Source organism: Achromobacter sp. CSND-B12 (assembly GCF_052906545.1).
The window spans coordinates 871,421-894,997 of sequence record NZ_JBREGJ010000001.1 but is presented as its reverse complement, the minus strand read 5'-3'; the positions used below and the strand labels follow the sequence as shown (position 1 = coordinate 894,997).

General features: G+C 67.8%; 25 protein-coding genes. 12 read left to right on the top strand and 13 right to left on the bottom strand.

Going from position 1 to position 23,577, the window contains the following annotated elements:
- Nucleotides 1–87 precede the first annotated feature (87 nt).
- Both ACUTAG_RS03995 and ACUTAG_RS03990 read right to left on the bottom strand, forming a co-directional pair.
- On the bottom strand, nucleotides 88–471 hold the full coding sequence (locus tag ACUTAG_RS03995; protein ID WP_102964902.1) for a VOC family protein: 384 nt from the start codon (nucleotides 469–471) through the stop codon (nucleotides 88–90).
- 142 nt (nucleotides 472–613) lie between these two features.
- Complete coding sequence (locus ACUTAG_RS03990; protein WP_446649993.1) at nucleotides 614–1,339, bottom strand: glutathione S-transferase family protein; 726 nt, start codon at nucleotides 1,337–1,339, stop codon at nucleotides 614–616.
- 97 nt (nucleotides 1,340–1,436) lie between these two features.
- Between ACUTAG_RS03990 and ACUTAG_RS03985 the strand changes: the two genes are divergently transcribed.
- Together ACUTAG_RS03985 and ACUTAG_RS03980 are read left to right on the top strand one after the other, a co-directional pair.
- A complete protein-coding gene (locus tag ACUTAG_RS03985) occupies nucleotides 1,437–2,345 on the top strand; it encodes a LysR substrate-binding domain-containing protein (RefSeq protein WP_148318611.1) in 909 nt (302 codons plus the stop codon).
- A 93-nt stretch (nucleotides 2,346–2,438) separates the two neighbouring features.
- A complete protein-coding gene (locus tag ACUTAG_RS03980; RefSeq protein WP_148318613.1) occupies nucleotides 2,439–2,768 on the top strand; it encodes a four-helix bundle copper-binding protein in 330 nt (109 codons plus the stop codon).
- Between the two features lie 54 nt (nucleotides 2,769–2,822).
- Here the strand turns inward: ACUTAG_RS03980 and ACUTAG_RS03975 are convergent, their stop codons facing one another.
- On the bottom strand, nucleotides 2,823–3,191 hold the full coding sequence (locus tag ACUTAG_RS03975) for a VOC family protein (protein ID WP_148318615.1): 369 nt from the start codon (nucleotides 3,189–3,191) through the stop codon (nucleotides 2,823–2,825).
- A 216-nt stretch (nucleotides 3,192–3,407) separates the two neighbouring features.
- Between ACUTAG_RS03975 and ACUTAG_RS03970 the strand changes: the two genes are divergently transcribed.
- The 5 genes from ACUTAG_RS03970 (at nucleotide 3,408) to ACUTAG_RS03950 (ending at nucleotide 8,519) form a co-directional block, all read left to right on the top strand.
- A complete protein-coding gene (locus tag ACUTAG_RS03970) occupies nucleotides 3,408–4,730 on the top strand; it encodes a sensor histidine kinase (protein ID WP_227739976.1) in 1,323 nt (440 codons plus the stop codon).
- Nucleotides 4,715–6,046: a sigma-54-dependent transcriptional regulator gene (locus ACUTAG_RS03965; RefSeq protein WP_047991320.1), complete on the top strand. Its 1,332-nt coding sequence runs from the start codon at nucleotides 4,715–4,717 to the stop codon at nucleotides 6,044–6,046. The genes ACUTAG_RS03970 and ACUTAG_RS03965 overlap by 16 nt, the downstream gene beginning before the upstream one ends.
- A gap of 151 nt (nucleotides 6,047–6,197) precedes the next feature.
- Entirely contained in the window at nucleotides 6,198–6,854 is a 657-nt protein-coding gene (locus ACUTAG_RS03960; protein WP_054445548.1) for a hypothetical protein, read from the top strand.
- 69 nt (nucleotides 6,855–6,923) lie between these two features.
- Nucleotides 6,924–7,271, top strand: coding sequence for a DMT family protein (locus ACUTAG_RS03955; protein ID WP_058666082.1), 348 nt, complete (start codon nucleotides 6,924–6,926; stop codon nucleotides 7,269–7,271).
- A gap of 9 nt (nucleotides 7,272–7,280) precedes the next feature.
- Nucleotides 7,281–8,519 (top strand): MFS transporter, encoded by a 1,239-nt coding sequence (locus ACUTAG_RS03950; protein ID WP_102964901.1) that lies wholly within the window; start codon nucleotides 7,281–7,283, stop codon nucleotides 8,517–8,519.
- A 60-nt stretch (nucleotides 8,520–8,579) separates the two neighbouring features.
- Here the strand turns inward: ACUTAG_RS03950 and ACUTAG_RS03945 are convergent, their stop codons facing one another.
- The 8 genes from ACUTAG_RS03945 to ACUTAG_RS03910 all read right to left on the bottom strand — a co-directional run bounded on the left by ACUTAG_RS03945 (nucleotide 8,580) and on the right by ACUTAG_RS03910 (nucleotide 15,946).
- Entirely contained in the window at nucleotides 8,580–9,386 is an 807-nt protein-coding gene (locus tag ACUTAG_RS03945; protein WP_020928653.1) for an N-acyl homoserine lactonase family protein, read from the bottom strand.
- Nucleotides 9,383–10,615, bottom strand: coding sequence for an alpha/beta fold hydrolase (locus tag ACUTAG_RS03940; protein ID WP_054445547.1), 1,233 nt, complete (start codon nucleotides 10,613–10,615; stop codon nucleotides 9,383–9,385). Before ACUTAG_RS03940 ends, ACUTAG_RS03945 begins: the two co-directional genes overlap by 4 nt.
- Nucleotides 10,560–11,303 (bottom strand): GntR family transcriptional regulator, encoded by a 744-nt coding sequence (locus ACUTAG_RS03935; protein ID WP_047991317.1) that lies wholly within the window; start codon nucleotides 11,301–11,303, stop codon nucleotides 10,560–10,562. The genes ACUTAG_RS03940 and ACUTAG_RS03935 overlap by 56 nt, the downstream gene beginning before the upstream one ends.
- Nucleotides 11,304–11,420: 117 nt before the next feature.
- Nucleotides 11,421–12,134 carry an ABC transporter ATP-binding protein gene (locus ACUTAG_RS03930; RefSeq protein WP_020928650.1) on the bottom strand — a complete coding sequence of 238 codons (714 nt, stop codon included), beginning with the start codon at nucleotides 12,132–12,134 and terminating at the stop codon, nucleotides 11,421–11,423.
- Nucleotides 12,131–12,871, bottom strand: coding sequence for an ABC transporter ATP-binding protein (locus tag ACUTAG_RS03925; protein WP_020928649.1), 741 nt, complete (start codon nucleotides 12,869–12,871; stop codon nucleotides 12,131–12,133). The genes ACUTAG_RS03930 and ACUTAG_RS03925 overlap by 4 nt, the downstream gene beginning before the upstream one ends.
- Nucleotides 12,864–13,832 (bottom strand): branched-chain amino acid ABC transporter permease, encoded by a 969-nt coding sequence (locus ACUTAG_RS03920; protein WP_223821453.1) that lies wholly within the window; start codon nucleotides 13,830–13,832, stop codon nucleotides 12,864–12,866. The genes ACUTAG_RS03925 and ACUTAG_RS03920 overlap by 8 nt, the downstream gene beginning before the upstream one ends.
- A gap of 5 nt (nucleotides 13,833–13,837) precedes the next feature.
- Complete coding sequence (locus ACUTAG_RS03915; RefSeq protein ID WP_020928647.1) at nucleotides 13,838–14,698, bottom strand: branched-chain amino acid ABC transporter permease; 861 nt, start codon at nucleotides 14,696–14,698, stop codon at nucleotides 13,838–13,840.
- A 27-nt stretch (nucleotides 14,699–14,725) separates the two neighbouring features.
- Nucleotides 14,726–15,946, bottom strand: a complete 1,221-nt coding sequence (locus tag ACUTAG_RS03910) for an ABC transporter substrate-binding protein (RefSeq protein WP_020928646.1) — start codon at nucleotides 15,944–15,946, stop codon at nucleotides 14,726–14,728.
- A gap of 207 nt (nucleotides 15,947–16,153) precedes the next feature.
- Between ACUTAG_RS03910 and ACUTAG_RS03905 the strand changes: the two genes are divergently transcribed.
- The 3 genes from ACUTAG_RS03905 (at nucleotide 16,154) to ACUTAG_RS03895 (ending at nucleotide 18,572) form a co-directional block, all read left to right on the top strand.
- Nucleotides 16,154–16,567: a carboxymuconolactone decarboxylase family protein gene (locus ACUTAG_RS03905; RefSeq protein WP_020928645.1), complete on the top strand. Its 414-nt coding sequence runs from the start codon at nucleotides 16,154–16,156 to the stop codon at nucleotides 16,565–16,567.
- Nucleotides 16,564–17,478 (top strand): NAD(P)-dependent oxidoreductase, encoded by a 915-nt coding sequence (locus ACUTAG_RS03900; protein WP_058664878.1) that lies wholly within the window; start codon nucleotides 16,564–16,566, stop codon nucleotides 17,476–17,478. The genes ACUTAG_RS03905 and ACUTAG_RS03900 overlap by 4 nt, the downstream gene beginning before the upstream one ends.
- A gap of 116 nt (nucleotides 17,479–17,594) precedes the next feature.
- Nucleotides 17,595–18,572 carry a Bug family tripartite tricarboxylate transporter substrate binding protein gene (locus tag ACUTAG_RS03895; RefSeq protein ID WP_058664877.1) on the top strand — a complete coding sequence of 326 codons (978 nt, stop codon included), beginning with the start codon at nucleotides 17,595–17,597 and terminating at the stop codon, nucleotides 18,570–18,572.
- A gap of 54 nt (nucleotides 18,573–18,626) precedes the next feature.
- Here ACUTAG_RS03895 and ACUTAG_RS03890 read toward each other — a convergent pair whose 3' ends face one another.
- Nucleotides 18,627–19,472 (bottom strand): c-type cytochrome, encoded by an 846-nt coding sequence (locus tag ACUTAG_RS03890; RefSeq protein WP_148318619.1) that lies wholly within the window; start codon nucleotides 19,470–19,472, stop codon nucleotides 18,627–18,629.
- A 16-nt stretch (nucleotides 19,473–19,488) separates the two neighbouring features.
- Nucleotides 19,489–19,839: a c-type cytochrome gene (locus tag ACUTAG_RS03885; RefSeq protein ID WP_081322495.1), complete on the bottom strand. Its 351-nt coding sequence runs from the start codon at nucleotides 19,837–19,839 to the stop codon at nucleotides 19,489–19,491.
- A 130-nt stretch (nucleotides 19,840–19,969) separates the two neighbouring features.
- On the opposite strand from ACUTAG_RS03885, the gene ACUTAG_RS03880 reads away from it, so the two are divergent.
- Both ACUTAG_RS03880 and ACUTAG_RS03875 read left to right on the top strand, forming a co-directional pair.
- Nucleotides 19,970–21,034 (top strand): cytochrome c oxidase subunit II, encoded by a 1,065-nt coding sequence (locus tag ACUTAG_RS03880; RefSeq protein ID WP_223821452.1) that lies wholly within the window; start codon nucleotides 19,970–19,972, stop codon nucleotides 21,032–21,034.
- Complete coding sequence (locus ACUTAG_RS03875; RefSeq protein ID WP_148318621.1) at nucleotides 21,031–23,577, top strand: cbb3-type cytochrome c oxidase subunit I; 2,547 nt, start codon at nucleotides 21,031–21,033, stop codon at nucleotides 23,575–23,577. The genes ACUTAG_RS03880 and ACUTAG_RS03875 overlap by 4 nt, the downstream gene beginning before the upstream one ends.

Here is a 23,577-nt window from a genome sequence, read left to right as displayed (position 1 = left end):
CCGGCACATGCCCGACCGACACAATCTGTGTCGAAAAAGATTACAGTGTGTCGCAATGTATCGCCAGCGCGCAACAGTCAAGGATTGTCAAGCGTGATGGCACACCGCCTCGACGTTGTAGCCGTCGGGATCCAGGACGAAGGCGCCGTAATAGTGCGGGTGGTATTGCGGACGCAGCCCGGGGCCGCCGTTGTCGCGTCCGCCGGCCGCCAGCGCCGCGCGATGGAACGCATCCACCTCGGCCCGGTTGCGGGCGCGAAACGCTACATGCACGCGCGGCGTGCTGGGCGTGCCCTGGTGGATCCAGAATTCGCCGCCCGGGTCGCCGGCGTCGTCCGCCTGGCCCACGCCGAAGCCCATGCCGGTGGACAGCTGCTTGCGCGGCACGTGGCCCAAGGCCGTCAGCGCTTGCAGGTAGAAGGCGCGGCTGCGTTCGAAGTCGCTCACGTGCAATTCGACATGATCCAACATATCGCTTTCTCCGGAGGTTGGCCGCCAAGGGCCGGACTCGCCAGCATAGGCCCGGCGACAGGGCAGTGGCGCTTCGATTTGCAACCTGGGCGCCGCGCCCCGCGCGCTGACACGCTTCGGCGCGGATAACGCCGCGTCCGCGTCACGCCGCGGCGCCGCCCGTATCGCGCAGCACCTGTTCGAGCGGGACCAGGCCCGTCATGGCGCCGCTGCCGATCGCCGGCTTGCCGTCTTCGATCGCCAAGGCGAAGCGAAACGCGGGATCGGCCTCGATGCGCCGGCGCAGTTCCAGGGTGCGCGGATAGTCCCGCGGCTCGATCGCCTGATGGAAGTCCGCCCAGCGCGCCACGCCCGCGAACACCGCGTCCGCCAGCGTCGGCCGGTCGCCCAGCAGATAGTCGTTGTCGCCCATCATCGCTTCGAGTTGCGCATGCCGCAGGGCGACGAATTGGCGGCCGAACTTGCGCAGGGTTTCCTTCTCGCCTTCGGTGGCTTCCTGCGCTTCCAGCGCGACCCACATGGGATAGAAGGCGCCGGTGAAGCCGGTGTTGAGAAAGGCCAGGTACTGGTGCAGCCGGTCGGCCTGCCGCGTGCCGGGCTCGAAGCTGATGCGTCTTTCGGTGTCGCGCGCCTCCAGCCACAGGGCGATCGCCATCGTTTCGGTGACCACCTGGCCTGCTTCGGTGATCAGTACCGGCGTTTCCACCCGGCCATTCAAGCGCTTGTAGGCGTCGGTGCGCATCTCGCCCAGCATGTCCACCCGGGTGATGCGATAAGGCTGGCCCAGCCATTCAAAGGCGGTCACTAGCCCGGCCGAGCTGCCCAGGGGAAAGCCGGCCGCGAGGATCGGTCCAGATGTGGGATTCATTTTCATTGCTCCGTTGGTTGACGCCTGGAAATATACGTTTGTGGACATTGATTGAATACATGGATAAATTGCGACTCAAAGTCCACATATAGAGACCATGATGCTGAACCTGAACGATCTGCATTTTTTCGCCCAGGCGGTCGACAGCGGCGGTTTCGCCGCGGCCGCCCGGCGGCTGGGCTGTCCAAAGTCCACGGTCAGCAAACGGGTTGCGACGCTGGAAACAGCGCTTGGCGTGCAGCTGCTGCACCGCACGTCGCGCAGCTTCACGCTGACCGACGTCGGGCGCGACGTGTACGACCACGCCCGCGCGGTGATGATCGAGGCGCAGGCCGCCGAAATGGTGGTGCATCGGCGGCTGGCGGAGCCAAGCGGCACCGTGCGGATCACGGCATCGGTGCCCGTTGCGCAGTTTCAGCTCGCGGATCGCCTGCCCGTGCTGGCGCGGCGGTATCCGAAGCTGCGCGTCCAGTTGCACGTCACCGACCGTTTCGTCGATCTGGTGCAGGAGGGCTTCGACATCGCCATCCGCAGCCATTTCGCGGCGCTGCCGGACTCGGACCTGGTGCAGCGGCGCATGGCCGAGGAGCCGATCACGCTGGTGGCTGCGCCGTCCTACGTCGCCGAGCACGGCGCGCCGCAAGCGCCGCAGGCCTTGGGCGATCACGACGGACTGATGGCCGGCATGGCGACGAAGTCCTGGCGATTGGGCGACGCGAGCGGCCACATCGTGGAGGTCGCGCCGCGCCCGCGCTTGCATGCCGACGAATCCACGGCATTGATGCAGGCCGCGCAAGCGGGACTCGGCATCGTCTGCCTGCCGCGGACGATCTCGGCGCAGGCCGTGAGCGAGGGAACATTAATGCGGGTCTTGCCGGCCTGGACCGCCGGCCGTGTGACGACAACGATCTTGACGCCGCACAAACGTGGCCAGCTACCCGCCGTGCGCGCGGTGATCGATTTCCTGACGCAGGCAGAGGGTGCCGGCGATGGCGCGGTGGCCTGATCCTGACGGCTAAATACGCGCGAGGCAGGCCCTCGCCCCCCGGCATGGCGTTTGCTGGACAGGTTCGTCCCGATCAAACACAAGGAGGACACCATGCCTGGACATGACAAGGGTATCGAGGCGTGTACGCGCCTTTGCCTCGACTGCTATCGGACCTGCCTGCAGACCGCGTCGCAGCATTGCCTGGAGGCCGGCGGCGAGCACGTCGAGCCAGGGCATTTTCGCCTGATGCTCGCATGCGCCGAAATCTGCCGGACGGCCGCCCACATCATGCTGATCGGCATCGAGCAGCATGGCAGCGTCTGCGCCGCGTGCGCGGAGATCTGCCGGGCATGCGCGGATAGCTGCGCCGGCCTGAGTGGCATGTCGGAGTGTGAGCAAGCCTGCAAGCGCTGCGCGCAGGCGTGCGAAAAAATGGGGTAGCGGCCGGCGCCAAAACCGCCATGCGGGCGCGGCGGGAGCCCCTCGCATTCCCTTTCAACCCGGGGGCAGATGGCAAACGGCTTCCAGGTTGTGGCCGTCAGGCCCGATGACAAAGGCGGCGTAGTAGTGGGGATGGTAGTGCGGACGCAGCCCCCGGGGGCCGTTGTCCTTGCCGCCCGCGGCGATCGCCGCCTGGTGGAAGGCATCCACGGCCGCGCGGGTGTCGGCGGCGAAGGCGATATGCAAAGGCGGTGATACCGCGGCAGTGGCGTAAAGCCATAGCGACGGCTTGCCCGCCTTGCCCAGCCCGACGCTGTTCGGCCCCTTCATGGCGAGTTCAATGCCCAGCGGAAGCAGCGCCCGCAGCAGGAACTCGCGGCTTTCATCGATATCACTGACGCCCAGGCCTATGTGGTCGAACATATTTCGCGCTCCGTGGAGGTGAGGCCGTGCCGCCTGCGGCAACACACGGCCGATGCGGCAGTATAAGCAGGCGCGCGCGCGTCGGCGCACGGCGCGCAGGGCGCGGGCGGATCGTGTGGCGCCGGCCCCGATGCGGCGTGGCTGGATCGGGTATTCTTGCCGGTGTCCATGCCTGGGAGCGCGATCCTGTCACCACAGAAGTCGATTCGTCGAGACTTGGCGATCCTCTGGTTCTGGATCGCCATCGTCGCGCTGGCGTTGGCCGCTTTGCTGGTGGCGCTCAGCCGCCAGGGCGCGAACGCCCAGATTGCGCGGGCGCGCGAGCTGGTGGCGATCAGTTGCGAGGCGTTGCGCGCCGGGGCGGCGCGCCTGCCCGCGGCAGCGCCCGCGCCTGCGAGCGCGAACCCGGCCGATCTTCCCGGCGCCCAGGCCATTCTCGATCTGGCGCTGCGGGACCGGCCCGGCATGGAAGGCGGCTTCTGGCAGCCTGGGCCGGGCGTGGTGGCCTACGCCTTCCCGACCTACGACGGCACCGGCATCAAGCGTGATCCGCCCAGCGCGGAGCTGGAACGCATCGGCGCGACCGCCCAGCGCGCCCTCGATGGCGGCGGCCTGGTCACCGACTTGCGGCCAGGCCTGCGGGAAGCCGTGGTCTTTGCCGCGTGTCCCGCCGACGTCAAGGGCTCCCCGCTCGCGGCCTGGACCATGGCGCGCGTGCCGTTGATCGGCGGCGACGTCATCAACTCGCTCATTCTCGCGGTGAGCCTGCTGCTGGGGGTGGTGGTGGCATCCGGCCTGTGGCTCGGCCGCACGTTCGCCCGCTGGCGGCGGCAGACCGACGATATGCAGCGCCAGCTGCAACAGGCCGAGCGTCTCGCCACCCTGGGCCGGATGTCCGCGGGGCTGGCGCACGAGATCCGCAACCCGCTCGGCACCATGCGCATGAAGGTGGAAAATGCGATGGCGGCGCCCGCGGCGGTGCGCGAGGCGCGTGTGGCCAGCGCGCTGGAGGCGGTGCTGGCGCAGAGCGAGCGCCTGGAGTCATTGGTTGCAAGCCTGTTGGCGCTGACGCAGCCGTTCCGGGTCGAGCGGCAGCCTGTCGCGCTGGTCGATTTCCTGGAAGAGCGCAGGCGCGTTCACATGGCCGCTGCGCAAAAGGCAGGGGTACGCCTGGACGTGTCATTGACGGGCGATGAGGACGCGCGCGCCTGGTTCGATCCGTCGCAGATGGCGCGGGTATACGACAATCTATTGTTGAATGCGCTGGCGCACACGGGCGCGGGCGGCGTCATCGAACTGGGCGCGGGGCGGGCGCCGACGGGCGCCTTGATGCTGTGGGTGGCCGACGATGGCGCCGGGGTGCCGCAAGAATTGCGCGATACGTTGTTCGAGCCCTTCGCCACGGCGCGCGCCGGCGGTTCCGGCCTCGGCCTTGCCCTGGCCCGTGAAATCGTTCAGGCGCATGGCGGCCAGGCCCGCCTGGCGCAAACGGCGCGCGGCGCTCGCATCGAAATGGAATTGCCATGGCCCGTATCCTGATCGTCGATGACGACGCGGCTTTCCGCGAGAGCCTTTCCGAAACGCTGCACGACCTGGGCCACACCGCGTTGCAGGCCTCGTCCACCGTCGCCGGCTTGAATCGCCTGCGTACCGAGGCGGTGGACCTGGCGATCGTCGACCTGCGCATGCCGGGCGAGGACGGCCTGGTGTTCCTGCGCAAGGCGGCCGGCATCGCGCCGGTTCCCTGCATCATGTTGACGGCCTATGCGAGCGGCGGCAACACCATCGAGGCGATGCGCCTGGGCGCCTTCGACCACCTGACCAAACCGGTGGCGCGCGCGGCGCTGGTGCAAACGCTCGAACGCGCCCTGGACAGTGCCAGGGTCGCCGGTGATGACGGCGCCGACGCCGACACGGCGCCGGCCGACGAATTCGAGTTGGTCAGCGGCAGCGAGGCCATGCGCGAGGTTTTCAAGCGGATCGGCATGGCCGCGCGCGGCGATGCCACTGTCCTGATTCAGGGCGAAACCGGCACGGGCAAGGAACTGGTGGCCCGCGCCCTGCATCGGAACGGCGCGCGCGCCGCGCGGCCGTTCGTCGCCGTGAATTGCGCCGCCATTCCCGCCGACTTGATGGAAAGCGAACTGTTCGGCCACGTCAAGGGCGCCTACACCGGCGCCACCAGCGATCGCGCCGGCCGTTTCCGCGAGGCCGAAGGCGGCACGCTGTTCCTGGACGAAATCGGCGACATGCCGCTTGCGACCCAGGCCAAGATTTTGCGCGCGCTGCAGGAGCGCGAAATCACGCCGGTCGGCGGGGCCCGCACGGTGCCGGTGGATGTGCGCATCGTCGCGGCGACGCATCGGGATCTGCCGGCCGCGGTCGCGGCCGGCAGGTTCCGCGAAGACCTGTGGTACCGGTTGCAGGTGGTGCCCATCGCCTTGCCGCCGCTGCGCGAGCGTTTGGGCGACGTGCTGCTGCTGGCCGAGCACTTCCTGCGACGCGGCGGCGGCACGCCGAAGCGTCTTTCCGCCGCGGCCGCGCAACGGCTGCTGGCGCACAACTGGCCCGGCAACGTGCGCGAACTGCGCAATGCCATGGAACGCGCGGCGATTCTCAGTCGTGGCGCCAGCATCGAACCGGAACACATCGGCCTGCAGCCGCTGGGGATCGCCCAAGATGGGTTCGCCATCCCCCTGGATGGCTCCCTGGCCCAGGCAGTGGCGGCGTTGGAAGGCGCCATGATCCGGCGCGCTTTGGCGGCCGCTGCCGGCAATCGCGCCGAGGCCGCGCGGCGCCTGGGGCTGTCGCGCCAGCAGCTGTATCGCAAATTGGCCGAGCACGGCGTGGAATGAACCTGTCCGGTCCTGTGACTCGGTCGTGTCACAGAATCGGACATCTGATCCAGGTGCCGTCGCGCAAGTCGTTGATTTGACTGGGACTCCTCGCTGGCATGCGGTTTGCGTCCAATGCAGACGTATCCACTGCCGGCTCAAGGAGTCCGCCATGTTCCGACGCACGCTATTCCCGTTTGCCCTCGCGGCGGGCTTCGCCACGGCCGCCGCCGTCGCGGCGCCGCCGCCGGTTCCGCCGCCGCCCACGGCTGGCATGACCGCGCCCACGGTGGCGCAAGGCCAGGTCCAGCGGCTGCTGCTCAACCCCTACGGGGAGATCGATGGCCTGCGCCTGACGGACGGCACGCTGGTGCAGTTCCCTCCGCACCTGTCGCAGGCGCTGAGCGCCGCCGTCAAGCCTGGCGACGCGGTGCGCATCATCGGCCGGCAGCAGGCGCGCGATGCGGTCAGGGCGGACGCCATTGTCAACACCCGCAGCGGACAGACCCTGTACGACCAGCCCCCCTCGCCGGGAGCGGGACTGCCGCCGCCGCCGCACCTGCGCGCCCAGGCGCTGCGTCCGCAACGGGTCGAGGGCCGGGTCGACGCGGTGCTGACCGGTCCGCGCGGCGAAGCCAACGGCGTTCTCCTGACCGACGGCAGCATCGTGCGCTTTCCGCCCGAAAGCCTGCGCCTGTCGGTACTGCCCGGCGCGCCATTCGCGGCCGACGGTCTGGGAACGCGCAACGCCCTGGGCATCTCGCTGGAGGCCACCAGCCTGGGAACCAGCCTTGCCACGCTGCAACCCCTGTACGACCGCGCGCCCTGATCGCCTGCATGCCGCCGCGGATCCGGTCGTCCGCGGCGGCATGCCTTGTCTTTCCCGGATTTTTCCATGTTGTCTCCAAAGTTTTTGCCCGTCCTCCTGCTGCTGGTGTCCAACGTCTTCATGACCTTTGCCTGGTATGGCCATCTCAGGTTCGGCGAACGTCCGTTGTACGTGGTCGTGCTGGTCAGCTGGTTCATCGCCCTGGCCGAGTACTGCTTCGCGGTGCCGGCGAACCGCATCGGCCATACCGTCTACAGTGCCGCCGAACTCAAGACGATGCAGGAGGTCATCACCCTGACCGTGTTCGCCGTGTTCTCGGTGTTCTACCTGGGCGAAAAACTGACGCTCAATCACCTGGTGGGGTTCGGCTGTATCGGGCTGGGCGCCTTCTTCGTCTTCAAGGGGCCGTTGCCTTAGGAGCCCACGATGGTGGCACTGAACGCGCACGGCGACTCGCGCCGCTGGCTCGCAGGCGTCAATTTCTTCCTGGCGGATGTGCGCGACGGCCTTGGGCCGTTCCTGGGTGTGTTCCTGGTGGGACATGGCTGGCGCGCCGACGACATCGGTTACCTGATGACCGCGGCCGGACTGGCGGGCATGCTGGCCACCGCGCCGATGGGGGCCTGGGTGGACGCCTCGCGCCGCAAGCGCGGGTTGCTGGCGGGCGCCTCCCTGGCGCTGATTGTCTGCAACCTGGCGCTGTGGGCCGCGCCCGTCGCTGGCGTCGCCGCCATCACGCAGATTCTCGGCGCCATCATCGGGGCGCTGTTCGCGCCGGCCATCATGGGACTGACGCTGGGACTGGTCGGTCCACGCGGGCTGTCGCGGCAGTTGGGGGTCAACGAAGCCTGGAACCACGCCGGCAACGTCGCGGCCGCCGCCTTGGCCGGCCTGGCGGGCTACCGGTGGGGCCTGTCGGCGGTGTTTGTCCTCATGACGGTGATGCCTTGCGGGGCGTTCATTTGCCTGCGCCGCATCCGGCCGCGCGACATCGACCATGGCGTCGCGCGGGGCCTGGAACCCGGCGGGGCGGAGGCGCCGGTGCCCTCGGTCTGGCAAGTACTGGCGGGTTCACGCGATCTGCGCCTGGTGGCGCTGGTCATGATGCTGTTCCATCTCGGCAACGCGGCGATGTTGCCGCTGCTCGGCCAGGCCGCCATTGCCCGCGGCCAGGGCGACCCCAGCGCCTATACCGCGTTGACGATCATCATTGCGCAACTCGTGATGATTCCCGCGGCGTTGCTGGCCGGGCGATTCGCCCGGCACTTCGGCTACTGGAGGCTGGTCGCGTTCGCTTGCTGGGTGCTGCCCGCGCGCGGATTGCTGGCCGCGGCGTTGCCGCCGTCGTGCGCCCTGATTCCGGCGCAGGTCATGGATGGCGTTGCCGCCGGGCTCCTGGGCGTCGCGCTGCCGGGATTGGTGGCTTCGGTCTTGCGCGGCAGCGGCCATGTGAACCTGGGGCTGGGCGCAGTCATGTCCATCCAGGGCGTCGGGGCCGCGCTCAGCCCGGCGCTGGCGGGATGGGTGGCGCAACGCCATGGCTACGCGTCGGCCTTCGTGGGATTGAGCGCGGTCGCGGCCGCGGCGCTGGTGTTGCTGGCGTTGCGCCCGCGCATTTCAGCGCGGCGCCCGTTCGCAATCGCCCAATCCCGCCAAGACGGCTGAATTGCGAAGGGCTGGGCCTTGCGGTCGTTGCCGAGGTCGAACGTGGTGAAGGTGCGCATCCTATGGCGTTCCCGGCTGCACATCACGATGCAGCGCGACGATCTCGGCGTTGCCTTGCACAACGGCGGGATAGCGCAAGCGCACCAGCGGATCGTGGCCCGGCACGATGTGGTCGGCGCTTTCGGCGTACTTCAGCAGGGTCGCGTAACCGGCCAGCATGTCGGCCACGTTCAGCACGATGGGAAAGGGCGCATCCAGCCTCATGTTGTCGTAGTAGTGGCTGGCGTCGGAAGCCAGCACGATCCACCCCCGCGCCGTATGCACGCGCACGGCCTGCAGTCCTTGGGTGTGGCCGCCGATGTGCAGCAGCTGCAGGCCCGGCGCCAGCTCGTCGTGGCCGTGGTAGAAGTCCACCCGCTTGTCATAGACGCCGCGCACCACGTCGACCACATCTTCGACCGCGTAGGCGTGGCGCAGCATGTCGAAGCGCATGTTGCACCCGCAGGCGTAGTGCAGTTCGCTTTCCTGCAAGTGCAGCCGGGCGCGCGGCAGCTTGCGCAGGTTGCCGGCGTGGTCGTAGTGCAGGTGGGTGACGATAACGTCCTGGATGTCGGCCGGGGCGATGCCCAGGGTCCGCAGCGCATCGATGGGGCAGCGCAGGAACTCGCGGCCGCGCGCCCGGGCCGCGGCTTCGTTGAATCCTGTGTCGACCAGCCAGACGCGCGGACCCTGGCGGATGACCCAGACGAAATAATCCATCGGCATTGGGCCGTCATGCGGGTCGGGCGGCGAGATGAAGTTCTGGCCGCGGCGGCGCGCGACGGTGGCGTAGCGCAATGCATAGACTTCGTGGTTGGGCAGCATCATTGGATTCCCCGGGCGGTGCGGATGTGGTCGAGTTCGGGCATCAGATAGTCCAGCAGCCGTTGCGGATTCTCGACCATGGGAAAGTGGCCCAGCTCCGGCATGACGGTGAATCGCGCGCCCGGAATCCGCGCGGCGACGCGGCGGCTGTCGTCGGGGCTGGCGGAGTAGTCGTAGGCGCCGGTCAGGAGCGACACACCGAAGCGCGCGGTATCCAGGCCGGTCAGGTGCTCGGCGGCGTCGAAGTCCTCGCTGTAAAAGCACAGGTCGTTGGCGTAGACGTTGAAACCGCCCTGCGCGTAGATCCAGGCGGCGTCGCGGCGCGCCGCCAGCGTGGCGGCCGGTCCCATCAGCCCGCGCACGTAGGCCGGGTTGTGCGCCGCCTGGTTGACCTGCGGATGGCATAGCATGGGCGTGCGCCGGCCCGTGGCTTTCCAGGGGGCTTCCAGCGCCACGACGCCCGCCACGTCGCCGGGACTGCGGGCGGCGGCAACGAGCGCCATCGCGGCGCCCATCGAACAGCCCAGCAGGACGGCGGGCGCGCCGGCCACCTGGCGTATGACGGCCAGGCAGGTCTGCAGATAGGCGTCGCGGGTCAGGCCCGTTTCGGTCCAGGCGCGGCCTGGCAGCGGCATGCTGCGGCCATGGCCGGGCAGATCGAAGGCGATCATGCGCCATTGGCGGCGCAGGGCCGCGTCCGCCATCAGCGCGTGGTACTGGCGCGAATCGGCGCCGGCGGTGTGCAGCATCAGCAGCGGCGGGCCATCCGACAGCCCGCTGGTTTCATAGTAGAGGGAGGCGGACGCCGCGCCCAGGTCCAGGTTGGCGTAATGGCCGGCGATGGCGCCGCGGTCAAGCAGGGCGGGGGCGGCGTCGATCTGGCCCCGCAGGATCTCGAACAGCCGTTCCAGGGGATGCAGGGCCTGGGCGATGGCCAGGGCATCGCCCTTGACGCGCAGGCCCTGGGCCTGGCGCTGCGCGGCGGTGAACGAGTGGTAGCCGGGAGGGGGCACGGGATCCAGCAGCTTGCGCCAGGTGTCGGGCGGCGCGCTGATGACGAGGCATTGCGAGGGGGCGGCGGGCTGGCCCGCCCAGGCAGGGACCCGGTCTTGCGGATCCGCGCCGGCTTGCAGCCAGATGGCGCACGGCAGGCCCCTGGCTGCGGCGATGAATTCGCTATCCTGCTGCGCCAGGGCCGCCGCGGCCCTCAGTTCCTGGACGATCGCCTTCACTTGCGGATGCCTCCTCTTGTTGGCGCCTGAGCACGTCGAGCGCGGTGCGTTCCGCGTTGACGATATGGCTCTGTGCGGCCGCCTGGGCGCCTTGTGGATCCCGAGCATGGATGCGCTCGAAGATGTAGTCGATTTCGGCCATGCTTTCCGGTAGCCGTTCCGGGCGCGCGAACGAGGTCGCCCGCAGCAGGTTGATGCGCGACAGCAGGCCGGGCAGCATGTCCTTGATCAGGTCGTTGTCGCAGCCCGACAGCAGCACGTCGTAGAAATCGCGCTTGGCCGCCAGCAATGCCGATTTGTTGCTGCCCTTGGCCTGGCGGTGCAGCGCGTCGACGGCCTTGCGCAGGCGTTCGACGTCGCTGTCGCTGGCCAGCCGCGCGAATTCATGCGCGGCGTAGCCTTCCAGCAGGGCGCGCAGCGAATAGAGGTCGCGGGCCGCCTTTTCGGTGATGCGCACCACCGTCGGGCCGCGGTGCGGCTCGATGGAGATCAGGCGCTCGGCTTCCAGCGTGCGCAGCGCTTCGCGCAGCGTGCTGCGGCTGATGTTCAACTGTTCGCACAGTTCGACTTCGCGCAGGCGTTCGCCGCCCTTGATGCGCCCGTCCATGATGGAGGCGCGCAGGTATTCCTCGACGCGGGTGCGCAGGGTGGTCGGTTTTTCGAATACTGCGCCGGTGGGGGTGGGCATGGCTGTCTCTCGCTTAGCATAGCGGCGGGCGCGGGCGGCAACGCGGGCTTTTGGCCCGGCCGCGGCGAACCGCCGGTTCAACGTAAAGACGCAATATATCCCGCCGGCGGCCCATGGTTACAGCCCGAGGTAGGCGGCGCGCACGCGGCTGTCTTCCAGCAGGCTGCCGCTGGGCCCGGACAGCACCATCGTGCCGGACTGCAACACATAGGCGTGCTCGGCCACGGACAGGGCCAGCCGGGTGTTCTGCTCCACCAGCAGGATGGTCAAGCCGCTGCGATGGATGTCGATCATGGCCTGGTGCATTTCCTCGACCACCTTGGGCGCCAGGCCGTGGCTGGGTTCGTCCAGCAGCAGCAGGCGCGGATCCAGCATCAGCGCGCGGCCGAAGGCGACCATCTGCTGTTCGCCGCCGGACAGCGTGCCGGCCAACTGCCGGCGCCGCTCATGCAGCCGGGGGAACAGGGCATAGACGCGCTCGCAACCGCGCTTCAGGCCCGCCGCGTCCCGGCGCCGCGTGTAGCCGCCCAGGTACAGGTTTTCCTCCACCGTCATTTCGGGAAAGACGTGGCGCCCTTCCGGGACGTGGGCGATGCCCAACTCCGGGATGCGGTGCGGCGGCAGGCGCAGGATCTGGCGGCCGTCGAAAGCGATGCTGCCGCCGACCTTGTCCAGCAGCCCGGAAATGCAGCGCAATAGCGTGCTCTTGCCCGCCGTGTTGGCGCCGACGACGGCGATGAAACTGCCTTCGGGCACGTCCAGCGATACGTCGTGAAGCACGGGGCTGCGGTCGTAGGAGGCGGTCAGCCCTTGAATCTGCAGCAGGCTCATGCGGCCACCTCCACCTGTTCCATCGATTTGCCCAGATAGACTTCGATCACCGTCGGGTCGGCGGCGATGGCGGCCGGGGCGCCTTCGGCGATCTTCTGGCCGAAAGACAGCACCAGGATGCGGTTGCACAGGCGCATGATGGCGCGCATGTGGTGTTCGACCACGATGAAGGTGATGCCGGACTCGTCGCGCAGCGCGCGGATCAGGTCCAGCAGCGCATCCATCTCGGATTCGTTCAGCGCCGCCATCACCTCGTCCAGCAGAAATACCTTGGGATCGGTGCACAGCGCGCGCGCCAGTTCCACCCGCGCCTGTTCGGGGAAAGACAGCTCGCCGGCGGGCTTGGCGGCGATGGCGGACAGGCCGACCCGGTCCAGGTTGTCGCGCGCGACCCGGCGCGCCCGCGCCACGTCATGGCGCAGCAGCCCGCCGACCAGCACGTTGTCCAGCACGGTCATCTCGGGAAACAGCGCGACGTTCTGGAACGTCTTGGTCATGCCGCGCGCGGCGATCTGATGGGGGCGCAGCCGGGTTATGTCCTCGCCGTCCAGCTCGATGCGGCCGCCCTGGCTGGCGTACAGGCCGACCAGCAGGTTGAACAATGTGGTCTTGCCGGCGCCGTTGGGACCGATCAGCCCCAGGATGTCGCCGCGGGCCACGCTGAACGACACGTCGTCCACCGCCTTCAGGCCGCCGAAGCGGCGCTGGATGTTCGATACCTTCAGGATGTCAGGCATGCTGGCCCCGCGTCAGGTTGCGCAGCCGCGTCCATAGCGCCGACAGGCCGCGCGGCTCGATCAGGATGATGGCGATCAGGATCAGGCCGAACGCCAGCTGGGAAACCCCGGCGGTGTGGCCCGACAGCCAGTCGTTGAACACTTCTTCCAGCGGAATGATGACCAGCGCGCCGATCAGCGGCCCGGCCACGGTGCCCACGCCGCCAATGATGCAGATCAGCGCCACGCGCACCGAAATGCCCACCAGCGAGAACACGGTGTCGGGATCGAAGAAGTAGATGAACTGCGCGTACAGCGTGCCGCATGCGCCCATCAGCGCGGCCGAGATGACGGCGGCCAGGATGCGGGTGCGCGCCGTGTCCACGCCGATCACCTCCGCCGCCTGCGGATTGGCCTTTACGGCGCGCAGCCGGTAGCCCAGGCGCGAATGGCTGATCACGGCGAAGACGACCGACGTGATCAGCGCGGCGCCCAGCATCAGGTAGTAATACGGGATGCTGGACTTGAACTGCATCTGCGCCAGGCCTTCCGAAAACGGAATGGACAGGCCGACCGGCCCGCCCGTCACCGACGCCCAGGTGTTGGCGATGGCGCGCAGCACTTCACCGAACGCCAGCGTGGCCAGCGCGAAGTAGTGGCCGCGCAGCCGCATGGTGGGCAGGCTGAGCAGCGCGCCCGCGACGGCGGCCACCGCCATCGCGGCCACGATGCCCAGCCAGGGAGAAATGCCGTAGCGCATCAGCAACAGGGTGGAGGTATACGCGCCCAGGCCGAAGAACGCGGCGTGGCCCAGCGAAATCTGGTTGGCCAGGCCGCCCACGATGTTCCAGGATTGGCCCATCGCGGCGAACAGCAGCACCAGCGTCAGGACGCGGATGCCGTAACCCTGGTCCTCGAACATCCAGGGCGCGGCCAAGGCAACGGCCAGCAGCGCGGCCCACGGAAGGAGTTGTCGATTCATGGCCATCACGCAGCCCTTTTCAGAAGACCTTCCGGGCGCACGGCCAGGACCAGTATGAAGATGGCGAACAGCACCAGGTTCTGTAGCTGCATGGGCAGCACGAGCGAGGACAGCGACTGGATGACGCCGACCGCGATGCCGCCGACGACCGCGCCCATCACGCTGCCCAGCCCGCCCAGCACCACCGCCGTGAACATCAGCACGCTGAACTGCGCGCCCACGGTGGTGGAGGCGGTCAGGTAGGGCAGGATGATGCCGCCGCCCAGCGCTGTCAGTCCCACGCCCAGGCCGAAGGCAAGCTGGTGCACGCGATGGGTGGAAATGCCGGACAGGCGCGCCGCCATGGGATCCTGCGCCGTCGCCCGCACCGCCATGCCCCACCACGTTTTCTTCAGCACCCACCACAGCGCCAGCCCGGCCACCGAGGCCACGGTGAAGGCCAGCAGATACGGCGCCGCCAGCAGGATCGGGCCGACCGCCAGCGCGGTCATCTGGTACGGGGTCTGCACCGAGCGGAACTCCGACCCGAACAGGATCAAGGCCAGGTTTTCCATGACGATGAGCAAGCCCACCGTCAGGAATATCTGCGCGACCGCCGGGGCCCTCAGCACGCGGTCTATCAGGAACTTCTGCGTCAGCACGCCCAGCACGAAGGCCACCGCGAACGACAGCAGCGATCCCGCCAGCGGGTCCAGCCCCAACAGTTTCCAGGCGAAGTACGCCACGAACATGCCCACCATCAGGAATTCGGCCTGGGCGAAGTTGACGATGGAGACCACCCCGAACACGAGCGTCAGCCCGATCGAGATGACCGCGTAAACGCCGCCCAGCAGAATGCCGTCCACCAGCGCCTGCAAGAATTGCATGTCGATCCTCCGGTTCGCGCCGCGTGCTCAGCTGGCGGTGATGACGCGGCCCTTGGCCAGCGCCTGGGGCCACACCGAGACCAGCTCGTTGTCCTGCCACTGGACCATGACGGGCTGCGCCAGGGTGTTCAGGCCGTTGGCGTCGAAGTGCACGCCGCCGCCCGACATCACGCCCGCCCAGCCCTGGTCGTACTTTTGCGCGCGCAGCGCTTTGGACACCGCCTCGGGCTTGTCGGATGCGGCCACCTCCAGCGCCTGGGCCAGCACGCCCGCGCATACCGCATGTTCCAGCGCTTCATGGGGCATGAAAGTGCCGAAGCGTTTGCGGTAGCGTTCGGTGTATTCCGGCGCCTGGTCGTAGTTGGCAGGGGCGATCGACAACACCGCCTGGGAATACTGGCCCAGCGCTTTCGCGAAATCGGGGATCACGTAGCCCGCCGCGCCGCCCACGATGGGCACCGTCAACCGCTGCTGGCGCATCACGCGGATGATCAGCAGGCTGTCGTTCAGGTAGGAAACCGGGAACACGATCTGGGCATCCGACGCCCGCAGCTTGCTGATCAGTGGCGTGACGTCGGTGATGCCCAGCGGGTAGGCTTCGTCCAGCACGATCTGCGCGCCGGCCGCCTTGGCCGCATTGCGCACGCCGACGGCCTGCGATGTGCCGTAGGCCGTGTCTTCGTACAGCAGCGCGATCTTCCTGATTTCGGACGCGCCGGCCACGACGGATGCGGCGTAGTCGTATTGGGCCCGGCCCAGCACCGAGCCCTTGGACACCACCTGGAAGATGTGCTTGAAGCCGCGTTCGGTCAGCACATCCGAAAACGACATGGTCAGCAGGGGAATGCCGCGGCGTTCGGTCACCTCGGACACGGCCAGCGTCAGCGACGACGCGTAGGCGCCGATCAGCGCCACGCAGCGGTTCTGCGTGATGAGACGCTGGGCGACCGTGGCGGCGGTGGTGGGCTGCGAGGTGGCGTCGGCGATGATGAGCTTGAGTCTGGCGCCGCCCAGCGATTTGATGCCGCCGGCCGCATTGATTTCGTCGGCGGCCAGTTCCAGGCCTTGCCGCGAATTGATGCCGAACTGCGCGTTGGCGCCGGACAGCGGCAGGATCACGCCGACATTGATGTCGGCGGGCGCCGCCAGCGCGCGGCCGGGAAGCGAGGCCGCCAGGGCGGCCGCGCCCAGGCCGGCGACGAATTGCCGGCGCCCTTGGCGCACGGCCTGCTTGGGGTGGTTGTTCATGCTTGTCTCCTGGCTTTTTGTGGGGGAGGTGCGCACGGCAGCCAGCCCGGCGCTTTGCCGCATTATTGTGTTCATTTTTTAAGCGGTCAAGCATATTGTCTGACAATAGGACTATTGACGTTCGGACGAAAATTGACTGACAATCAGACAAACGAGGCCGAACCAGCGCCGGTTCGACGCCCGTCGTCACCACCAACGAGGAACCCAATGGCAGACACCAAATCCGAAACCCAAGCCCTCTTTGACCAAGGCCTGGACCTGCGCCGCGAGGTGCTCGGCACCGAATACGTGGACGGCTCGCTGGCCCGCGCCAACGATTTCATGATGGCGTTCCAGCGCATCACGACCGAGTGGTGCTGGGGCTACGCCTGGGGCCGTCCTGGCCTGGAGAAGAAGACGCGCAGCATGTTGAACCTGGCCATGCTCACGGCGCTGAACCGTCCGGCCGAGATCAAGCTGCACGTCAAGGGCGCGCTGAACAACGGCGTCAGCGTCGAGGAGATCAAGGAAATCCTGCTGCAGGCCACCGTGTATTGCGGCATTCCCGCGGGCCTGGACGCTTTCAAGGTGGCCAACCAGGTGCTGGAGGAAGAGGGCGCCTTCAAGGAGCAACGGGCATGAGCGCATCGCTAGAACGCGCGGGCCTGATCGGCATCGGCAGCATGGGCTGGCCGATGGCGGCGCGCCTGGCGCAGGCCGGCTACGCAGTGACGGTCTACGACGCCGTGCCGGGCCAGGCCGACAGGTTCGCGCAAGAGGTCGGCGGCCAGGCTGCCGCCACCTGCGCGGCGCTGGCGGCGCAATCGGACATCGTCTTCACCATGCTGCCCACCAGCGCCATCGTCGAGCAGGTGCTGTCCGGCGAACAAGGCGTGCTGGCGGGCCTGCGACCGGGCAGCGTCGTGGTCGACATGAGTTCCGGCGTGCCGGCGCATACGCAGCGGCTGGCCCAGGCCGTGGCCGCCGCCGGCAGCCAGATGGTGGACGCGCCGGTGTCGGGCGGGGTGCCGCGTGCGCGCAGCGGGGAACTGGCGATCATGTTCGGCGGCCCCGCCGCCACCTTGGAACGCGTGCGGCCCGCGCTGTCCGCCATGGGCACCTCGATCACGGCCGTGGGCGAGGTGGGCAGCGCCCACGCCATGAAAGCCTTGAACAACCTGGTGTCGGCCGGCGGTTTCCTGATCGGCGTCGAGGCCATGTTGATTGGCCAGCAGTTCGGCCTGGATCCCGAAGTGATCGTCGATGTCTTGAATGCGTCGACGGGGATGAACAATTCCACGCAGAAAAAGTTCAAGCAATTCGTGCTGTCGCGCCAGTTCAATTCCGGCTTTGGCCTGGACCTGATGGTCAAGGACCTGGGCATCGCGCTGGGTATCGCCACGGATACCGGCACGCCCACCCCGTTCGCCGCGCTGTGCCGCGAGCTGTGGGCCGCCGCGGGCAAGACCCTGGGCAAGGGACAGGACCACACCGCCGTCGCGCGCCTGTCCGAGCAGTTGGCCGGCGTGGAGCTGGCCGCCAGGAAGCGCTAGGTCGCTTCGACACGGCGCGGCCGCGGTCGCGCCGCCTTTTCAACCTGCATCACGAGAATCCGCCAGGACAAGGCGGAGGGCCGGCTGCCGCCGGCGAACACAGCGAGGAGCAAGACATGAAGAAGACTTTTCTGGCGACCCTGGGCGCCGGCCTGATCGCGCTTGGCGCCAACGCATCGGCGCAAGACTATCCCACGCGCGCCATCTCGATGGTGGTGCCGTACGCCGCGGGCGGATCCACCGACGGGCTGGCCCGCATCGTGGCGCAGGCCATGGGCGAAAACCTGGGCCAGACCGTGGTGGTGGAAAACCTGGGCGGTGGCGGCACCATGATCGGCAACCAGCGCGTGACCCGCGCCGCGCCCGACGGCTACACCATCACCTTCGGCAACATGGGTTCGCTGGCCATTGCGCCGTCGCTGTACCCCAAGAGCAAGTTCGACCCGCGCCGCGACATGAGCGCGGTGGGGCTGGTGGCGACGGTGCCGATGGTGCTGTCGGTCAGCAAGAAAAGCGGCATCGCCACGCTGCCCGAGTTCGTCGCGCGCTTGAAGAAAAACGGCGCCGACGTGAATTTCGGCAACGCCGGGTCCGGATCCACCAGCCATATCGCCGCGGCCTATTTCATGCACGTGACCCATACGCAAGGGATGCAGATCCCGTATCGCGGCGCGGGCCCGGCGATCGCCGACCTGATGGCGGGCACGGTGGACGCCGTGATCGACCAGACCGTCACGATGATTCCCATCCACGAGGGCAAACGCGTCACGGCCCTGGCGGTGGCGTCCGCCGCCCGCCTGCCGCAGATTCCCGACGTGCCGACGTTCGCCGAGGCGGGCGTGCCGGATTTCAATATGAGCGTGTGGAACGGCATCGCCGCGCCCGCCGGCACCCCGCCCGCCGTGGTCGCGCGGCTGGAACAGGCCCTGGCCGGGGCGCTGAAAAGCCCCGGCGTGCGCGAATCCCTGGACAAGCTGGCGGCCCAGGCGCCGGCCGAGCAGGAGCAGGGGGCGGCCGCTTTCCAGGCGCTCATCGCCCGGGATGTCCCGCGGTTTGCCGACCTGATCAAACAGGCGAACATCACGGTGAACTGAGCGTTTCCTTGTGCCCCGCCGCATGCGGGCGGCGCGGGCAACGCTATTGCGCCGCTAGTCGGCGGGGGGCAGCGATCCGAGAAACGCAGTGATATCGCGCGCATCCTGTTCGTCCAGGCCGAGGTTGGGCATCGCGGATCCCGGTTTCACCGCGGAAGGGTCGCGCAGCCAGCGTTCCATATTGGCCGAGGTGTTGGGCACCCCGCCCGCGATGTACGGCCGTTGCGAGATACCGGCCAGTGAAGGCCCGACATGATGGCGCGCGCCCGCCACGCCCGGAATGACGTGGCAGGTCGCGCAGAGATGCTGTTGCAGCGCTGCGCGACCGGCAACGGGGTCCCCCGCGCGTGTCGTGGTTGGCGCCGGCCTGGCAGGCGGCGAGGGTGCCGCCCCCGTTTCCCACTTCCCGTAGGCCTCGGGCGACAGCGTCGGCAGGACGCGCAGGAACGCGACAATGCTCCAGATTTCGGCGTCCGTCAGCCGATACTGCCAGGCGGGCATGCCCGTCATCTTGATTCCTTGCCGGGTGATCCAGAAGATATCGGCCGCGCTGCGGTCGCGGGCCGTTGCGACAAGCGCGGCGGGAGCCGGGTTCAATCCCCGCGCATAAGGTTCGGGAGCGATGCCCGGCGCGCCGTGGCACTGCAGGCAATGCCGCTGGTAGAGCGCATATCCCTCTTGCTGCATGCGCGGCGCGTTCAGGTCCGGGACGTCGATGCTGCTCGCCCGGCGCCTTACCGAGCGTGTCTGCGCCGTATCCAGCAGTTCGTGCACGACGGCGGTATGCGAGCCGGTGGCGCTTACGTCGTACCAGCCGAACCAGACGGCCGCCGCGCCCAGCACAGCGCCGGCCGCCACGCATGCCAGGATGGTCAGGCCGGCGACTTTCAGGCTGCTCATGGCGGTGTCCGGGAGCTCAACGGCGGCTGAGCAGGAAGGCGGCGATATCACGCGCTTGTGAGGGCGTGAGGTCCGCGGCGGGCATGGCGGTGCGGGGATTGACCGCGGGCGGGTCAAGCAGCCAGCGCACCAGATTGTCAGGGGTGTTCGGCAACCAGCCACCCAGGTAGGCCCGCCTGCCCACGTCAGTGAGCGGTGGCCCGATTCGAGAGGCCGGACCGCTTATTCCCGCAACCCTGTGGCAGCTCAGGCATCCCCTTTCGGATATCAGGAGCCGGCCCCGGACGGGATCGGCGCCCTCCAGTTGCCCTGGCCGGCCGGGAGGCGCCAGCGATTGACGGGCGTCTCCGCACGCACCCAATAGCATGAGGGCGACGGCCAGGAGCGCCGGAGCGGGGCGGGCGAGGCGGTGCAAGGTCTGGGCCTGTAGAGACGTTGACTCCCGCGCTCAGCAAATGCCGTACCGGTAGACTGCACGCGCATACCGGGCATGCCACATGCTGAAGCGGGTCCTCAAGTTCGGTCATCCGCGCAGGCCGGCGGTTCGGCCTGCCCCTGACAATTTCTTCGTGGCGCCGCTCGTGGATATGTCACCCCTTTTTCCCTCCATAGTGGCCACTGCCTCTCCCGGTGCGTGGGCGGGCATGCCATCGGTCCTGCATCCAAGGGGGGAAGAGGCTGCCTCGATCGCCGAAACCGCCTGGGTATTGTCGGTGGGGGCCGGACTGATTTTCCTGTTGACGTTGATCATGCTCGGCGCGGCGATGTTCGGGCCCGCAAGGCTTCGCGGCATGCTTGGCCGGCCCAGGTTGATCGTGGTGGCAGGGGTGGCGTTCCCCGTCGCCATTCTTACGGCGTTGCTTGCCTACGCGCTGCAGGTGGCCGCAACCATGGGGCGCGGCCCGGAAGCCGCGATTAGTATCGATGTCGCGGGAGAACTCTGGTGGTGGCGAGTGCATTATCGGGACAGGACTGGCGCGCTGCTGTTTGAAACGGCGAATGACATACGGATCCCTGTCGGCGCGTCGGTCGAGATCAGGCTGACCTCGGCCAATGTCATCCACAGCTTCTGGGTGCCCGCTCTGGCCGGGAAATTGGATTTGATTCCCGGGAAGGTCAACCGACTGCGCCTGCTGGCACGCGAGCCGGGCGTGTTTCGTGGCCTGTGCGCGGAGTACTGCGGCGCGCAGCACGCCAAGATGCAGTTCGACGTGCAGGCGCTGAGCGCCGCGGACTTCGATGCATGGCTGATGGCGCAACGCCGTTCAGCCGCCGAGCCGGGCGCCGAATTGCGAGCGGGTGCGAATATCTTCCTGCGCGACTGCGCCCAGTGCCACACCGTGCGGGGCTCGCAGGCGGCAGGCACCTTGGGGCCGGATCTGACCCACGTGGCCGACCGGCGCCGACTGGCGGCGGGTACGCTGGCCAACAACACAGGCGCGTTGGCAGGCTGGATCGCGGGCAGCCAGCACATCAAGCCAGGAAATCTCATGCCAGCCTTTGGCAACCTGTCCGGCGAAGAATTGCGCGCCGTGGCTGGCTATCTTGGATCCCTGAAGTGAAGCCGGATCCGACACGTGCCCGCGCGCCAAGCGAGCTCCCCAATCCCCTCCCGCGCCCGGACGGAGAGCTGGAGGGCCTGCAACGCGCATGGCGCCGTCCCACCGGGTGGCGCGCGCTGACGATCGTCAACAACACGTCCATAGGCCTGCTCTATATCGGCACCGCCATGCTGTTCTTCCTGCTGGCTGGCGTGCTCGCGCTCGTCATGCGTACCCAGTTGGCAGTGCCGGACAATGCGCTGGTCGGGCATGCGCTGTACAACCAACTGTTCACCATGCACGGGACGGTGATGATGTTCCTCTTCGCCGTGCCAGCAGTGGAGGCTGTCGCGGTGCTGCTCTTGCCGAACATGCTGGGCGCGCGCGATCTGCCGTTTCCGCGCTTGTCCGCCTACGCATACTGGGCGTACGCCATCGGCGGCCTGGTCTTCTTCTGCAGCATCTTCGTCGGGCTCGCGCCGGATGGCGGCTGGTTCATGTATCCGCCATTGACGAGCGCCGCATACTCGCCGGCCCTGAATGCAGACCTGTGGTTGCTCGGCATCGGATTCATTGAAATTTCGGCAATCGCCGGAGCGATAGAGCTGGCCGTGGGCATACTGCGCACGCGTGCCCCCGGGATGACATTGGACAGGATGCCGATCTACGCCTGGGTGATGCTGGTTTTCTGTGGCATGGTGATCATTGCGTTCCCGGCCGTCATCGTTGCCACCATGCTCCTGGAACTGGAACGGGCCTTCGACATGCCCTTCTTCATCGTCGAACGTGGCGGAGCGCCGTTATTGTGGCAGCACCTGTTCTGGTTCTTCGGCCACCCCGAGGTCTACATCATTTTCCTGCCAGCGGCCGGCATGGTGTCGATGATCATCCCTGCCATGACGGGAGCGCGCCTGGTGGGATACCCGCTTGTGGTGGCGGCCGTGGTAGGAACGGGATTCATCAGCTTCGGGCTCTGGGTGCACCACATGTACGCCACGGGCATCGCGCCGCTCTCGCTCAGTTTCGCGTCGGCCGCCAGCATGGCGGTATCGGTGCCGACGGCGATTCAGGTGTTCGCCTGGATCGCCACCATCGCCGCCGCGACCCGGCTGCGGCCCCTGAAGACGCCGATGCTCTTCATATTGGGATTCTTCTTCACGTTCGTCCTGGGCGGGTTGACCGGCGTCATGGTGGCCGTCATCCCGTTTGACCTGCAAGTGCACGACACCTACTTTGTCGTCGCCCATCTGCACTATGTGCTGTTCGGCGGAATGGTGTTTCCGCTGTTCGCCGCGTTCTACTACTGGATGCCCTTCGTCAGCGCGCGGGCGCTTTCCGAACGCCTGGGCCGCTGGTCGTTCTGGCTGATGTTCTCAGGATTCAATCTGGCCTTCTTTCCGATGCACTTCACTGGCCTGGCCGGGATGCCCCGGCGGGTATACACCTATGCCGAGAGCCAGGGGTGGAGCGCATTGAACCTCCTGTCCACGGCTGGCGCCTATCTCATTGCCGCCGGCGTACTGGTGTTCCTGTTCGATTTGGTCCGCCGCTTTCGGCCCACCCTGGGCGCGGGGGCGGGAAACATCTGGGATGCCGGCACGCTGGAATGGCTGCCGGCCGACACTTATGGCGTGCGCAGCGTGCCACGAGTCGCCAGCCGCGAACCGTTGTGGGACCAGCCCGAACTGGCCGCGCAGGTCGAGGCCGGCAGGCATTTCCTGCCCCATGCTCCCGCGGGCCTGCGCACCACGCTGGTCACCAGCGCGGTGGACGCCCGGCCCGACTACGTGTTGGCGTTGCCCGGCCCGGCCTGGTCGCCGTTGTTGGCGGCCGTGGGCACCGCGGGATTTTTCCTTTTGCTCACCTTCAAGCTGCCCATGGTTGCGGGTCTGTTCGGCCTGCTGGCTGTCGTGTCGTTGTGGCGCTGGCTCTGGGATACCGACACGGCGCCGGACCGGATGGAGGTGGACATAGGCGCAGGGCTGCGGTTGCCCACGGCGTGCATGGGCAGCGGATCGCATGCCTGGTGGGCGATGATCATGCTGGTGATGGTATGCGCGAGCATCTTCGGTTCGCTGGCCTTTTCGCACCTCTTCCTGCGGATGGCGGCTCCGGCGAAGTCCTTCCCGGTTGGCGACGGCCTGGCTTCGGCATGGGTTTGGCTATCGGCTGCGCTCCTGTTGGGATCGTCGGCGATGGTGGCCTTGGCCGGGCGCGCGCTGCGAAGAGGCCGGCCTGGATACCTGAAATCGGCTATTGCCCTGGCGATTGCCTTGTTATCGGTATCGGTGTGCCTGGACGCACAGGAGCATTGGCGGGCCGGCTTGCGGCCGCAGGCATCCGCTTACGAAGCCTCGGTCTATGCGCTGGTGGGCCTGCAGGCCGCCTTCGTCGCGTTTTGCGCCCTGATGGGCGCATTCACGATCGCCAGGAGCGCGGCTGGCAGGCTCAGCGCGTCCCGCCGGGCCTGTTTCGACAGCACGGCGATTCTTTGGCACTACACCGTGGCGCAGGGATGTTTGAGCCTGGGCTTGACACACGGCTTCCCCCTTCTGGCAGGCTAG